The sequence below is a fragment of the Nitrososphaerota archaeon genome (assembly GCA_011605775.1).
Taxonomy (GTDB): Archaea; Thermoproteota; Nitrososphaeria; order Nitrososphaerales; family JAAOZN01; genus JAAOZN01.
In genome coordinates this window covers 1-13,949 of record JAAOZN010000092.1, presented here as the reverse complement: position 1 = coordinate 13,949, position 13,949 = coordinate 1, and the positions used below count along the sequence as shown (strand labels likewise).

At 49.2% G+C, this 13,949-nt stretch carries 21 protein-coding genes; 4 read left to right on the top strand and 17 right to left on the bottom strand.

The features are described 5' to 3' along the window. Positions 1 to 99: 99 nt before the first annotated feature. From HA494_08215 to HA494_08135, 17 genes are all read right to left on the bottom strand, one after another. Complete coding sequence (locus HA494_08215) at positions 100 to 339, bottom strand: hypothetical protein (GenBank protein ID NHV97747.1); 240 nt, start codon at positions 337 to 339, stop codon at positions 100 to 102. Continuing rightward, positions 336 to 548: a hypothetical protein gene (locus HA494_08210; GenBank protein NHV97746.1), complete on the bottom strand. Its 213-nt coding sequence runs from the start codon at positions 546 to 548 to the stop codon at positions 336 to 338. The genes HA494_08215 and HA494_08210 overlap by 4 nt, the downstream gene beginning before the upstream one ends. Beyond that, positions 549 to 2,735 (bottom strand): hypothetical protein, encoded by a 2,187-nt coding sequence (locus HA494_08205; GenBank protein ID NHV97745.1) that lies wholly within the window; start codon positions 2,733 to 2,735, stop codon positions 549 to 551. It abuts the gene before it with no gap. A gap of 3 nt (positions 2,736 to 2,738) precedes the next feature. After that, positions 2,739 to 2,972 carry a hypothetical protein gene (locus HA494_08200; protein NHV97744.1) on the bottom strand — a complete coding sequence of 78 codons (234 nt, stop codon included), beginning with the start codon at positions 2,970 to 2,972 and terminating at the stop codon, positions 2,739 to 2,741. Further along, positions 2,965 to 3,201 (bottom strand): hypothetical protein, encoded by a 237-nt coding sequence (locus HA494_08195; GenBank protein ID NHV97743.1) that lies wholly within the window; start codon positions 3,199 to 3,201, stop codon positions 2,965 to 2,967. Before HA494_08195 ends, HA494_08200 begins: the two co-directional genes overlap by 8 nt. Next, a complete protein-coding gene (locus tag HA494_08190) occupies positions 3,202 to 3,654 on the bottom strand; it encodes a hypothetical protein (GenBank protein NHV97742.1) in 453 nt (150 codons plus the stop codon). A gap of 11 nt (positions 3,655 to 3,665) precedes the next feature. Further along, on the bottom strand, positions 3,666 to 3,935 hold the full coding sequence (locus tag HA494_08185) for a hypothetical protein (GenBank protein NHV97741.1): 270 nt from the start codon (positions 3,933 to 3,935) through the stop codon (positions 3,666 to 3,668). Next, entirely contained in the window at positions 3,928 to 5,370 is a 1,443-nt protein-coding gene (locus tag HA494_08180) for a hypothetical protein (GenBank protein NHV97740.1), read from the bottom strand. Before HA494_08180 ends, HA494_08185 begins: the two co-directional genes overlap by 8 nt. A gap of 14 nt (positions 5,371 to 5,384) precedes the next feature. Continuing rightward, complete coding sequence (locus tag HA494_08175) at positions 5,385 to 7,205, bottom strand: phage tail tape measure protein (protein NHV97739.1); 1,821 nt, start codon at positions 7,203 to 7,205, stop codon at positions 5,385 to 5,387. A 4-nt stretch (positions 7,206 to 7,209) separates the two neighbouring features. Next, on the bottom strand, positions 7,210 to 7,668 hold the full coding sequence (locus HA494_08170; protein ID NHV97738.1) for an HK97 gp10 family phage protein: 459 nt from the start codon (positions 7,666 to 7,668) through the stop codon (positions 7,210 to 7,212). Further along, positions 7,647 to 7,844 (bottom strand): hypothetical protein, encoded by a 198-nt coding sequence (locus HA494_08165; protein NHV97737.1) that lies wholly within the window; start codon positions 7,842 to 7,844, stop codon positions 7,647 to 7,649. The genes HA494_08170 and HA494_08165 overlap by 22 nt, the downstream gene beginning before the upstream one ends. A 16-nt stretch (positions 7,845 to 7,860) precedes the next feature. Further along, entirely contained in the window at positions 7,861 to 8,172 is a 312-nt protein-coding gene (locus HA494_08160; protein NHV97736.1) for a hypothetical protein, read from the bottom strand. Further along, on the bottom strand, positions 8,153 to 8,329 hold the full coding sequence (locus tag HA494_08155) for a hypothetical protein (GenBank protein ID NHV97735.1): 177 nt from the start codon (positions 8,327 to 8,329) through the stop codon (positions 8,153 to 8,155). Before HA494_08155 ends, HA494_08160 begins: the two co-directional genes overlap by 20 nt. Before the next feature lies 1 nt (position 8,330). Next, entirely contained in the window at positions 8,331 to 9,287 is a 957-nt protein-coding gene (locus HA494_08150; protein ID NHV97734.1) for a hypothetical protein, read from the bottom strand. Positions 9,288 to 9,367: 80 nt separating this feature from the next. Further along, positions 9,368 to 9,790: a hypothetical protein gene (locus HA494_08145; GenBank protein NHV97733.1), complete on the bottom strand. Its 423-nt coding sequence runs from the start codon at positions 9,788 to 9,790 to the stop codon at positions 9,368 to 9,370. A gap of 5 nt (positions 9,791 to 9,795) precedes the next feature. After that, positions 9,796 to 10,134: a hypothetical protein gene (locus HA494_08140; protein NHV97732.1), complete on the bottom strand. Its 339-nt coding sequence runs from the start codon at positions 10,132 to 10,134 to the stop codon at positions 9,796 to 9,798. After that, complete coding sequence (locus HA494_08135; GenBank protein NHV97731.1) at positions 10,112 to 10,345, bottom strand: hypothetical protein; 234 nt, start codon at positions 10,343 to 10,345, stop codon at positions 10,112 to 10,114. Before HA494_08135 ends, HA494_08140 begins: the two co-directional genes overlap by 23 nt. A gap of 237 nt (positions 10,346 to 10,582) precedes the next feature. Here HA494_08135 and HA494_08130 point away from each other — a divergent pair, with 237 nt between their 5' ends. From HA494_08130 to HA494_08115, 4 genes are all read left to right on the top strand, one after another. After that, on the top strand, positions 10,583 to 11,107 hold the full coding sequence (locus HA494_08130; protein ID NHV97730.1) for a hypothetical protein: 525 nt from the start codon (positions 10,583 to 10,585) through the stop codon (positions 11,105 to 11,107). Between the two features lie 50 nt (positions 11,108 to 11,157). Next, positions 11,158 to 11,814 carry a hypothetical protein gene (locus HA494_08125; protein NHV97729.1) on the top strand — a complete coding sequence of 219 codons (657 nt, stop codon included), beginning with the start codon at positions 11,158 to 11,160 and terminating at the stop codon, positions 11,812 to 11,814. A gap of 430 nt (positions 11,815 to 12,244) precedes the next feature. After that, positions 12,245 to 13,063, top strand: a complete 819-nt coding sequence (locus HA494_08120) for a thiazole biosynthesis protein (protein NHV97728.1) — start codon at positions 12,245 to 12,247, stop codon at positions 13,061 to 13,063. Beyond that, positions 13,002 to 13,844, top strand: coding sequence for a hypothetical protein (locus HA494_08115; protein NHV97727.1), 843 nt, complete (start codon positions 13,002 to 13,004; stop codon positions 13,842 to 13,844). Before HA494_08120 ends, HA494_08115 begins: the two co-directional genes overlap by 62 nt. Positions 13,845 to 13,949 lie beyond the last annotated feature (105 nt).

Genomic DNA, 13,949 nt, shown 5'->3' with positions numbered 1-13,949 from the left:
CCTCAACCTCCAGATATGCTTCAGCCGGATAGGGGGGCGGGTCTGAAATACCCGGTTTGATCTCTGAGCCAGCTAGATCGTAGAGTTTGATCTCCACGCTCAAACCATCCACGGCTCCTTAGCCTCTTTCTCCAACTCGGATGCGTCGAAGACTTCGCAGGCTCCACCTTGATCGTGCAAACATCGGTGCACAACTATTCTGTAGCGTTTAAGGGGGTTGAGTAGGGACTCGACATCCTCCACAACAGCTTTGAGGTCTCTGCTTGTGGCGTCTAGCCTGATGAAGTCGCCTTCCCCGCCTTCCTCAACCAACTCGTAGGCTTCGACATACGTCCTCACTTCGGCTTCACCACCCTCCTCTTCTCAGCCAAGATGTCAGCAACACTCTTCTTGATCTCAGCACCATCTAACTCAACCACGTGCCTCCTCTTGATGTACCGCTCAGCCTTCTCCAGAACCGAGTCCTCATCCTCTGCTGAGATGGAGATTACTTGACCCCAGACTCCTGGTGCTAGATCCTCCTCAACTATTCTGATCTTCTTCGCCATTTACCCCCAGCCCCCTTGGTCCACGAAGCCCTCAACCTCCTCAACAGCATCTAGGATGCCGTCGCCGTCTTGGTCTTGAGTCGGATCGCTGGTTGATTGACCCCAATGCTTCCTAGATTGATCCGCTAGGCTGGGTAGCGTGATCTGAACCTCTTTGATCTCCTCGCTGTGATCCGCTTTAACCGCTAGGTAGGTTGGTAAGCCATCGCCTACAGATGTGTTTTTGAGCTGTATGAAGTCAACAGGGCCTTGGCTGTCTTTTCTGAAGAGTAGGAGATACTTCTTGCTGATGTTCCTCAAACCGTAGTATTGGTTATCTGAGTCCTCGAACTCGTAGGTCGCCTCCCCATCATTAGCGTATTTAACCTCCAGCTTAATCTTGGCTTGGCTGACGCCTCCAGAAGCCGAGTCTCGGTAGTCTTCTGGAGGCATACCTAAGACGAAGACTATCCTCTTTCTGCACCCATGTTTGCCGCTGAGCTGCGTTGAGGTTGGCGCAACCCATTTTGCGCCGTAGATTGTGCCGTGGTTGCCGTAGCCGCTGTAGTCCAAAGCGTCTCCATCTAAGGGTAGGTCGAGGACCAAGCCGCTTCTCACATCAGGTATAGTTTCATCAAATCGCCTCAGGTAGAGCTGCTGAATCTCCGATGCGCTCAAAGCTCGGCTGTAGATGCGCACTTCATCGATGAGACCTCGCCAATATCTGTCGCTCAGCCCCCACCCTACTCTAACAGTTGTTGAGGAAACTATGTTGCCCGACCAAGCCTTAGATGTGTTTAGCACTCCATTTACATATATTTTCTGATAAGAACCATCGTATGTCCCAACAATATGGTACCATTGGTTCTGCGAAAGCGTTAAGCTGCTATTTAATGTAGATCGACTTGAGGTGTTGACGGCGAAAGTGATCTGGTAGTTCGTTTTGATTACGGCTAAAAAGGTTTGATTATTTCCATCATCTATTATCATTTTCCAACTGGTCCCACCAAAATTCAAATCTCCAGCGTTAACCCATGCCTCGTATGTGAGCCCCGCGTAACCGTTTATCGAAAGAGGTGTATTGACATAGTCATCCACCCCATCGAAGCTTAAGGCGTTTCGATACTTCACCTGCTCTCCTCTTGAGCCCAAATATGTTGAGCCTAAGCCTGAGCCGTCTCCTCTAACATCGCTCATCTTTAAGCCGCTTAAGAAGAAGAGTTTGTTAGATGATGGTAGCCCGTTCTCCAGAAACTTCTGGTAGCTTGAGCCGTCCCAGCTGTATAGGTCAACAGATCTTATCTCATCAGGGACCCTAACCTCGCATCTAACCAGCCTCAACTCATCCACCGCAACCCGATCGAGGTACCAAGCCCCAGTCGAGGCTGCTGTGATGTAAACAGATAGGTTTGAAACCGCATCTAAGTTGACTGATCCGCTTGACTCCGATGGTGCCTTTAGTGGGAGGATCACCCTCCTCCACCCGCTGAAGTCATCTGAGAAGCTCCATCTACACCAGTTTACGCCGTCGCCGATCTGAACCCTCCAGGTCCCCCCGCTGCCCATCCCGTAGAGCCAGAGGCAGAGGAAGTCTTTACCTCTCCAGTTCTGCGCAGGTGAGAAGGATGCTGAAGCACCGACATCGCTGTAGGAGCCGCTTGAAATCGATGCTTTGAGGCTACTTGACCCCTTCTTCACGATAGAGGTCTCTTCGCTTAGAGATACGCTGAAGGAGCCTGAGCCCGCTTGGTAGGGGGACCAGATGGCTTCATCGTCATCGTAGACCACGGAAGCAGCATTCTCCTCAGCCTCGTTATCCAAGATGAACTCGAAGCCGAACCTCTGATTCTGCTTATCATGGCTCCAATTACACATAGACGATTTGACCCAGCTGTCCCAGAGGAAGGAGTCTTCAGAGCTATAGTCCCCGATGGGGTGTAGTGTGGCTTGAGGGTCTAGAACCTCAATGTATCCAACACCATATAGGAGGGCGTCTCCAGCTAGGAAGTCGCTCCTACCCCAAGGGTTGCACCCGAATTGAGTCGAAGACTGGTCTTTAGCGTGCCTCTGATTCCAACCCGCAAGCTTCCCGTTAGCATAATCCGCTGGAAGCACTAGCCTCGTCCATCTCCCTTTAGATGGATCTGGGTTCCTGTATATTGTTAGATTCTGCACTTCTTTCCAGAAGCCGTATCTCCTTAAACCCATACACTAGCCACCTCCCTTTTCACCAACCCTACCCCTAAGATAGTAGCCCAAAGCGATACCACACCAACCCACGACCACGTTGAACACGGTTTGAGCGAAGTCCCTAAGCTCATCACCCCTACCCAAGTTGAACAAGAAGGTTGAGTAGAATAGCGTGAACAAGCCGAAGACTAGGAGCAGAATCAGCGTCAGATACCAAGGCTTATCGACCTCTCGAACACTAGGCAGCTCAGCCAACCATAAACCACCTCGCCAAGATGAGCAGAAGAGCAGCGGCAACACCGTAAAGATACTCTCTCATCTCCTCGTAGGCTTCGTCGCTCAAACACCACTCCTCATCCAACTCGTAAACCAAGAAGAGGGCAGCGGATAAAGCGGGTAAAACTGGGTGTATGAGCGTGGCTAAAGTTGATGCGAACCCGAATAGAGCATGCCCCATTTTGGTGAGCGTTTCAGGTATCTTCATTTAACTCACTTCGATATCCCAGTCTAAGGTTACGGTCTTCGTCTCGTCTTTGATTAGAGGTGATGGGAATACTGCTCGTGAAAGCATCACACCACCACTTGCGCTTGTGAATAACCCAGCTTCACACCAAGTTCCGTTGTTGTCTTGGCTGCCGAAGAACGTTGAGAAGGTTGCGGTGCACCCAACTCTAAACCTATCTGTCACTCGCTTCCTAGATCCTATTGGAGACACTAAATCTGTATCAGAAGGCGACGGTGTCTGAGCAGAAGCACCTACACCACAGTACGCAAAGCTCTCTGTAGCTGCCCCGATCAATAGGTCGCAGATGTAGCTCTTACCAGCGGTCACTACTAAGTTGGTGACCATATGCTCTTCTACTGGCTTCAGTCTACCGTTCTCCTTATGGTATATGATGATACGAACCCTTCCGCTTAACGATATATCTCCTTCCAAGACCTATCACCTTAACCGCAAACAGAAAAACCGACCTTAGCTAAGTCAAGCAGGAAGGCTCCTATGATCTGCTCATCTCTACTATCTCTAGCAACCATACGAGCACCTTCAAAGAGTCGGCTTCTGGACCCATCGACCTTAACCAGCTCATCGAGTAGGGTCTTCTCAAAGAATGTTGAAATCGGGTTTAGCGTGCTCCCACGTATATCGCTACTCTTAACCTGCTGGTCTCTGAGGCTCCTCTTCAGCCTATCTATAATATCGCTAAGGTTTTCAGGCAAGGTCCTCCAACTCCAGCTTAAAATCCTCTAACGAGGGCACACCAGCGCTGAACTCAGCAACTACACTTTTGATCTTGAACTCTTTGTCCAACCCTATCTCTGGCAGCGTAACCCTAACGCTCTCACCTACCTTCGGCAGCCCGGGTAGACCCCTTACCACAAGGCTTTCAACATTAAGCCTCTTTTCAGCCGATGCAGCAAGAAGGTTCAGCGCTAACGCTTTGACGGTAGATCTGTCGATGAGGTTGGTGTTGACATACACCAACTCCCTCCTTCCATACTTCTTAACACTGCTTTCATTGACTGCCTGTGCCAAGACCGGAACTCCGCAGAACTGCTTGAATGTAGGCGCCCAGCTACCCTCATCAACACTCCAATCCTCGCCATTAGATGAGTATGCGTGTATTCCTTGGTCTGAGGCATCGTGATACCAGCGATAAGTTTCTGTCTGAGTTCCGCTCTTTGATAGAGTTATCCAGTAAGCCTTACCAGGTTCAACATCCGCTTGCAGCGGAAGAGAGACCCAGCCCGGTGACCCCTCCTCACCTACATCACGAGGCGTAATGGTGAAGTAGTCTACCCTCCTACCCTTCGGAGCCCCATCCAACTCTTCTACGATCTGACCACTTATGTTTTCGTTTGGTTCCCCCTGCTTCTCCAAGTAGAGTGCTAACATGCGCAGATTGTTCTGAGTTGGTGTGAATCTTGCTGCGTAGTGGTATTCGTTTAGGGTTACGTAGCCACCTATGTTGGTCTGGCTCTGATCAACCCTTAACTCATACCCACCTATCACATAGACTACATTACGCACCTCACGTATGCTCTCTAACACCTCTATCGGCTGAAGAATGTTCTCTGAGGTCAACGTAAACCCGGAGCGCCTAGAGCCTTTAGGGTAAAAGTAGAGTTCAAGGTCTGGTGTGAAGTAATATTGGCAGTTAGCCAACTCAGCGAGCTGATCCAAACACTCCTTCAGCGTAACATAGTTGAAGACGAAGCTCCTCCCACTCGTGTTCGGGGGCTGTACGTTGCGTGTGTCAACTTCAGGAGCATACTTGGCGAACAGATCTTGCACGATGTAGTCGAAGCTCTTATCTTGATACGTTTCAACCACATACCTATTCAGAATCACCGTATATGCGTATTCCACAGCGTCTACGACAAGTAGTCTACGCCCTCCTTCAAACCTTACACTCACATCCTCAACCTGCCCTTGATACACGTGCTGCCTAGGCGGGTTTGCAGAGTCGCAGAAAACATTCACAATAGAGCCTATTCCGTATGCTTCCCTGTAGAATCCAGCGGAGTCGTTGACCACCAACCTAAAGGTGCTTGCGCTATTGTGGTGTAGCCTCAGCTCAAAGCCTCGGTTCTCACTACCCACTACACGCGTAATGTTATTCAAATCGGTTATCTCAACCCTTGCGTAAAGCATCTAAGCAACAGACCTCAGATTCTATTCCTAAGGCTCAGCTGCCTCGCTACCTCATACCCAACCTGCTCAGCCAATCTCCTAATATCGATGCTTGATGATATGGCGTGGGTTGTTATGTTAATAGACCCTATGTTCACAGTACTCAACGCAGCAAACATATGCGCTAGATCAAGAAGGGCTGGCTCAACTGTCCTCTCGATAGCCATTAGACCGCTCTTAGCCTGGCTCAGCATCTCAGCCCATATATCGGGCCAGATGCTCCTCTTCGCTAAAACATCCCAGAGCCAGTTGAATGCCGCTACTACTGAGTTGACGAAGCCCCAAACGGCGTTTTGGATAGGGATCAAAGCTTCTGTGTAAAACCTCCACATCGATGCCGAAATTGAGGACCAAACCTCACCAGCCACACTTCTCAACGTAGTTAGGCGCAGTTGAATCTGTTCGATGGGGTTCAAGATCCCCTCACTCCTCTCTACTATCCATTCCACTATCTGGGTCCAAGAGGTTGAGAGTGAAAGGAGATTCTCCACGATCGCTCTGAATGTTTGATCTGCGCTCTGCCTGAGCCTGTCTAGGCTGTTTAACACAACCTCTGTTACTATTCTGAACGTGTTTGATGTAGCTTCAACCAAAGCTGATAAAAATGGTGTAAAGGTGTTAAGTATCAGATTAAGCACGTTGTTGGCTGCTGAAGATATTGTATCAAAGACTGCCTTGTAGTCGCTGATTAACGAGGTCTTAAGCCTCTCGTTGATCATCTGGATGCTTGCTGCAGCCTCGTCTATGCTTGCGACAAAGGAGAAGAAGTCCCTTTTCATGAGTGCGAAGATCTTCTCTTTCCCCTCGGGTTTAGCCCACATAACAAGCGTATTGCCTAGTGCTTCGAGTATAGGTATAAGCCCAGCCCCAACGACCTCTTTAACTTCCTCCATTAAGTTACCGAACCTTGCGTAGGCTCCTCCAGCCTCATAGGCTGCGTAGGCGCTCCCCCTAAACTTCTCATCCAACCTCGAGAGTATTTCTGCGAAATCTAGGGCTGACTTCTCAGCTCTGCTGCTCGCTGCACCATACCTTTCTAAGAACTCTTCTATAGCGGCGGCATCGAGCGTATCCAGCCTACTCTTTATCTGCTCGACCACATCTCCCCATGTTAACGTCTGCTTTGAGGCTTCATCTATCGTGATCCCCATACTAGCTAAAGATTGCACCACTTCATCACTTACCAGCACCAGCCTACCATACCTCTCACCCAGGCTTTCGACCCTCTCCTTTAAGCTAAGAAGCCTCTCAGAAGTCTTTTCAACCTCTACACCATACTTATTCTTGAGATCAGAAGTCTGCCCGCTAAAGGCTTGCCCAAGATCTTCAGCAACCTGCTTCAACGATCTACCTGAGCCAGCAGCAGTATCTATAGCAACAGCAAGCGCTCTTAAGGCTTCTTCAGGCTCCAAACCGTATCTTACTAGGATCGTCAAAGCCTCGAGCAGTTCTTGTTTGGTGTAGAGCGTTGATGCCCTCATTTCATCTATCTGCTTCGTTATCTTAGGTCCCCACTCGCTCCAGCTTAAGCCCATGTTTTCGATAGTCTTCTTTAAGACGCTGCTGAGGGTCTTCATTTCGATCACCGTGTTTACAGCCTCGCTGAGGAAGCTTCTGACCGCTGAAGCTGCGTTCAACCCAAGAGATGCGACTATAAACCCACCTGCGATATTCGCTATCTGCCCAAGCTGACTGAAGCCCCGTGAAAGTCTGCTCGCATTATCTGCCACAGACCTGAAGACGCTGCTCGCCTGATCAACCGCCTTGATCCTAGCGACAAGATCGAAGGTCGGCAACCGATCACCTAAAGCGGAACTTCAACCTAAAGAGCCCCTCAGCCTCAGCGGCTAATTCAGCCTTAAGCCTAGGTTCGATCTCTTTAAGCGCCTGTCTGAGGAAGGGTCTCTCCTTCGAGCCAGGGTGGTTGACAACCTTAGCAAAGACTCTGCTTGCACCTACCGTGAATGCAAGAACCTTAGCCGAGACAGGCTTTATTACATGCGGCTTCGTCCCGCATTCGACGAATGGTGCATATATGAGTTCAGAGCCTACTGAGTAGCTCATCTCACCCTCCCTCCTATATCTTATGCTCGCTGCAAGCCTTCCAGTGCGCTTCGGCGCTAATCTGCTCGCTGTCAAGGCTGCGGCTTCGCTGTATCTTCTGAGTACGGCGTCGCAAGCTTTCTTCAGCTCCTTCGCTCCCTCCACCATCGCGTACCTGTAGTCCCAGAGGTTTTCTAGAGATACTCTGAGCTCCATAGGCGTCTCCTCCTCTCTATCCTACACTTCGACTCCTCTATCGGCGAAGGTGTTCTCACATCGGCTTCCCTAAGCAGATTCAAGCCAGCGGCGAGGCATAGATCGTCCACAAGCAAGCTGAGTAAGCTCCCTTCCTCAAGGCCGAGTATAGAGCTGGGTGCACGATGAGTAAGCAAACCAAGCAACCCAGCTTTAGAGCCCAGGCTGCTCGAAGCGAAATTTCTCAGCACACCAGCCAGCCTCTCCGTAGAGCTCGATGCAGTACTTGAGGATCTCATTGAACAGGTAGGTGGCGTCTTCACCATTCGGCTTAGGCTCAAGGAGGCTCTCGCAGAGTAAGTTCACAATCCTCTCTATCTCACCCGACACCTTAACAGCCTCTTCTACAGACTCTAGACTCTGGGCTCTCTTGAATAGATTAGCATAGACTTGTATGAGAGCGTAGTGCCAAGCCTGAGGAACCTTCAGCCTATATGTTACACCATTAACTCTGACCTCTTTCAAGCCTCCCCAACCCACGCTTTAATCCGAACCATTCGGAGAAGTGCAACCATGAGCAGAAGACCGCTGTATGAGAGGTGTTTTTATTGACTCTAACCTTCACAACTATGGTGAAATCCTCGGATGTTAGCTGTGCGCCACAGAGCGAGCAGCTGGGCAACCTAGTACCCGCTCTGGTTGTTCTGAAGCGTAATCTTAACCACGCCTTCTGTGCCGTGCTTGAGCGCTGTGAACGCTAGGGTTTGCGTAAGCCTATCCTGCCCTTTAAGATTCACGTCCCCTTCATCATAGATTACCCTAGGCAGATATATCTCCAACTCATACCTGTAGCTACCAGATATAACCCCACCTTGAAACTTCAGGTTGATCGAACACTCCTCTGAAGCAAGGAACTTGTCTAGATGTGTGCTGCTGTCGAACTTGATCGTCGCCGAGCCCTTGACATCCAAAGGCGCAACATCGATCTCCTGAGGGAACCTTGAGCCGAACTTGTAGCCCTCTGGAAAATTATTATTCAACTCCAGGCTGAAGTGCTCAAACTTCACCGATGTGTTGTTTATCTTTTGCTCAACCACCTGTGCTGTGTGTATGTAGCCCAGTTGGGAGAAGTTGAAGGGTCCTGAGAATAATGAAACCTTACTCTCTTCTCCGCCCAAGATTTCAGCTGTCACACCAAGATGGTCCCCAGCCTCCCCCTCCAAGATTAGCCTATTTACGACACAGCCTGCTACACGCTTAGCAGCAACGTCACCCAAGCCAACCTCTATGGTATAGCTCGGCCAAGGTATTGAGGAAACGCTGCTCCTAGGTGTAAAGACGTGCCTATAGACATTAGGGTTGCCATTCGGATCTGGCTGAGTCGTAGAAACTTCGCCCAGTGCGGCGTATAGGAACTCTCCCAACCCCTTATCGTAAACCGGGTAGAGCTCGATGCTGCCTGTGGTCTTAGCCTTAGATAGGTCTGCTTGCGTAATGAACCTTCCGCCCTCAACGGTCCGCAGATACTCAACGCCAGGCTGAAACTTCAGACCCTCTGAGAGGATTCTGACGTGTGTGTTGAGGTTGGTTGCTGGTACTCCATAGATCTGCTCCTTACCCATTCTTAGATAATTAGCCATATTATGACTCACCTCCTATTCGGTCTGGACACCATCCTCTGGTGTTTCGCCGGAGTTTCACCGGCTCGTCAGCAGACCTTCTAAACATAAGGTAACCACACCTTCTTCACATCAATTATCCTAGCTAGAGCTAAAGCATAGTCCTGCTCAGAGCCACGCATAACCTCTATACTTCGAGGCTCAGGATCGCCCTCCACCAACCCGTCCAAAGTGGGGTTGGAGTTAAGGGCAGCCTCTATTGCCTCAACAAGCCTATGGAGCCCTTTCTCAGCCTCTTCGGCTACTGCGTGGCGCATAACGACACCTATCTCAAACTTTAGGTTGTATTGGAATCGGTGTAGGTCGGAGCTCCCGCTATACTCTCTACCAAGCCACTGAACATAGATCAGAGGGTATTGGTGTATGGTGGTTGGTGCGCCGAAGTGGTATGCTGATACCTCTTTTAGATCTGGGTTTGAGCGCATCACATCAATATACTTCTGCACTATCTCGCTGTAAACCAAACACCTCACCTAACAGCAACACCCGTAGAAGCAGCCAACCCAGAGGTGAAGTTGGAGCGGATGAACGCCTTCAGCCTCTCCTTAGCTTCAACTACGAAAGGCTGCTCCTTCGACTCATCTAAGCCAGCCCTCTTCTGCCTGAAGATCCCTGCCGTCCACTCGGCAGCTATCCACCTAATCTCCTCAGGCACCTCCTTTAGCGGTATTGGTGTGTATGGTTTGAGCGCCTCATCTATCTGACTCTCAACATTCGAAGCGATCTGCTGAATCTCAAAGTCGTATTGGGTATCTGAGGTTGATAGGTTCAACCACACCTTAACGTCATTCAGTGAGCAGTACCTCATACCCATTCAACTCCCTAGCGGAGCTGGGTACATATTCTGAAAGCCTACCATCCCTATGTACGAGCCTCCTATGCTCCAGGATCGTTGACTCGGTCAACCCATGCTTAGCAAGCCAGAGCAGCTGCACCCTAATATCCCAAGAGCCCTCTTTCGACCCTAGTCCATCTAATCCGCTCTTTGCCAAGCTTCTCGGCTTCTCCCTCTTCGTCATCAACCTTTGACCTTCCCTGCAAATATTTAAATTAATTCTTCAAAGAAGGGCGTATTTTTGTAATAAATTAGGAAAATAAGGTAAAACAACACAATGTTGGTATATGCTTACTGGAATACGCAAGACAGCGCATAACATACACCTCAGCTTGAGATCGGTGTGAATCTTCACATCTCTTGGTCAAAAAGATTGCATAAACCTTGCTAAACCCACGCAGAACCCACTAGGACTTAGGTGTTGCCTAACCGATGTGCACAAGATGATGTAAGTCAAGAAGAGGCTAGAAGGCGGCTAATCGAATGCATACACTCGCTCAAGAAGCAAGCAGCAAAGCTAGACCTTTCGCTAGCCAGACTAGAGACCCTTGAATCCGACTGCTTCTCTAAAGCCGTTTGGCGGCTTAAGAGTGGTGATAGGGTCTCTGCATCGATCTATGCTTCTGAAGTCCACTACCTGAGGCGGCTACGCCAATCTGTAAAAGAGATCAGAAACCACGTGACACAGCTCAGCGTAAGATTGGAGACTCTGCTTGAATCGAAGCAGCTAACCGCATCACTCAGCAACCTACTCGGGACACTGTGGCAGATACCAGTCGGTGTAGACGCTGACGCCCTCGGAGAGCTTACTGAAATCTTATGCGATGTAGCTACATCCCAGAAAAGAGCGGAGAAAGGTTCGATAAGTAACAAGCAGGTTGAAGAGGTGCTAAAGGAGGTTGAACATAAGGCATCCGAAGAACATCAAGAACCCCTAGCCGCTTAGCAAGAAGGTTAGTAAGGCTTATCTACGAGCCTACACAACAATACAAGGCTGTGAAGACCAAAATCATAATCAAAGGAAAGAGAGTCCAAGATGTGGGATACAGACTCTTCTTACTAAGTAGAGCGCGCAGCCTAAAGGGGTTCGAGGCATCGAACATAGGCGAAGACCTCATACTCTTGATCGAAGGAGAAGAAGATAGCGTCAAAAGATTCACACAAACCGTCAAGGCTGAGAAGCCCCCGCTAGCAGAAGTAAGCGAAGTTCTCGTGGAGGGGTATGATGGCGAGGTAATGGAGGTGAAAGAATACAGGGAGCAACTAAGCCTAGAACAACTAGTGAAGATCGCAACAGTCGGCGTTGAAATGAGAGACGACATTAAGGAGATGAAGGGCGACATTAAGGAGGTGAAGGGCGACATTAAGGAGGTGAAGGGCGACATTAAAGAGATGAAAGGCGACGTTAAAGAGATGAAAGGCGACATTAAGGAGATGAAGGGAGACATTAAGGAGATGAAGGGAGACATGAAAACAATGTTAAAGAAGCAGGATGAAACGTTAGCAGAAATAAGGGCAACGAGAGATGAAATAAGAGCTACTAGGGAGGAGATAAGGGCCCTGAGAGAAGATCTAAAACAATACATGGAGAGAAGGTTCGAAAGACTTGAGAGAGAAATAGCTTTGATAAAACAGAAGATCGGTCTAGCTTAGATTTATGCGGAAGTAGCTAATTATTTCTGAAGGGGTATAACATACGCTAGCGTAAGATAAGAGATTAAAACCTACGCCCAAGAACAAACTCTCTAATTAAGAGCGCTAGAGTATATTTTAGCCTCATATGTTTCAAAACAGGCTATAGCGTAATCCGCTCTAGTAACCATCTGAACTACGCCTCGTTAACACTCCTTTTATGAGCCCTTTAATGCAACCCCAGCTTGGGAATAAGAGTGGTGCGGCTGAGATTAGTCTACCCATTAACAAATGTTAAGAAGGCGTTTTCAGCGCAAGAATTAGAAAATCCGTCCAAGCGAATATCGGCCAGAAAGATACCATTTAGTAAGAATCCTAAGCTCGCATCCAAAGCGATATTATAAGCGGGTTATCGCGTCGTTTATAAAGATTGGAGAGGTAGGATTGTTGTATGCCTATCTTCGGCTCAGCTGCTGGTGAAAAGGAGATCACGAGGGCTATTTCAGCAGTGTTCATAGAGGAGTTTATGAACTTCGCTGAGAGCGATGTCATCATAATAGGTGCTGGTCCCGCTGGGTTGATGGCTGGGAGAGATCTTGCTCGAAGGGGCGTTAAGACGCTCATCATAGAGCAGAATAACTATCTTGGTGGGGGGTTCTGGATAGGGGGCTTTCTAATGAATCCAGCTACCTTCAGACACCCATCTCAGAAAATATTGGATGAGTTGGGCGTACCCTACCGTGAACACTCCAGAGAACTCTACGTGACCCCAGCACCTCACGCGGTTTCAAAGCTGATTGCTGCGGCTTGTGACGCTGGTGTTAAGTTCCTTAATATGACGACGCTTGAAGACCTTATGATCCACGATAAGCGGGTGTGTGGGGTGGTCGTTAACTGGACCCCTGTGCAAGCTCTGCCGCGTCAGATCACCTGCGTAGACCCGATAGGTCTCGAAGCGAAGATAGTGATAGATGCGAGTGGGCACGATGCGGTAGCCGTGAGGAAGCTTGAGGCTAGGGGGTTGGTTAAGACAGGTGGTATGGGCCCTATGTGGGTGAGTAGATCAGAGGACGCTATCGTCGAGCATACGGGTGAAGTTTACCCTGGGCTGATAGTCGCTGGAATGGCGGTTTCAACCACCTACGGTCTGCCTCGAATGGGCCCCACGTTCGGCGCTATGCTGCTCTCAGGGAGGAGGGCTGCTGAATGTGCATTGGAGAAGCTTGAAGAGCTGCAGGTATATACACCTGTACGAAGACCCGTCAGCTAAGACTCTAGATATCAACGTAATCAAGCAGTATGTGAGCGAAAAGATCCCTTACGCGATTGTGGATGCTAGAGCAGAGTTCACAAGATATCATCTTAAGGGTTATGAGGTCGATTCGTTCGCCAGGAGGCTTGCTTCAATCAGGGTTAAGAACCCGCTGACCAAGATGCCCAACCAAGAGCCCCTTTATGGCGAGGTGGAGTATGAGAAACGCGTCTTAAAAGGAGAGATTAGAGGTTCAGGTGTATTATACGATGGGTTTGAGCTTCAAACGCTTCTCAGCCAGCTGATAGGGGAGGAGGAGTCGACTCTAAGCCACGCACACATAGTATTCACGAGCAGATTATTCGCCACTTGGGATGAAGGTGACGGGAGGTATCATATTAGAGTGATTATACTTGGCAACCCAAGCATAATATCAACCACTGGTGTCGCTGAGGGGCCTGCGATGCCCAAAGAATTCTATAGGCTTCAGCAGACGCTCCTAGCTATAGGTGCAACCCAGCAGATCGAGTTGATGAAGGAGAGGTTCAGAGGAAGATACATCGACTACAGCGATGAGAGGTTGAACGAAGTTATGAAGGGCTACGTTATGCAAGCCCTATTCTACCAAATCTTCGGAGAAGCCTTCTGCAGCAGCAGGAGATGCAGACTATATAACGCCCATTGGCAGGAAGAGCTCATAGAAGCACAGCTCTCAAAACAAGAATTCTGCGACCACCATCAATCCCTACTCAACCAGCTCAAACAAGATGAAGAAGAGGATAGGGGAGATGATTGCTAGCTTTATCTGCAGACATCTCAAAGGTCTGCCCCTCACTCGGCTAGATACTAGGCTTTAACAGACCGCGAATCCATCGACTGGTGTGAGGTCAAAACGGTTTAAATC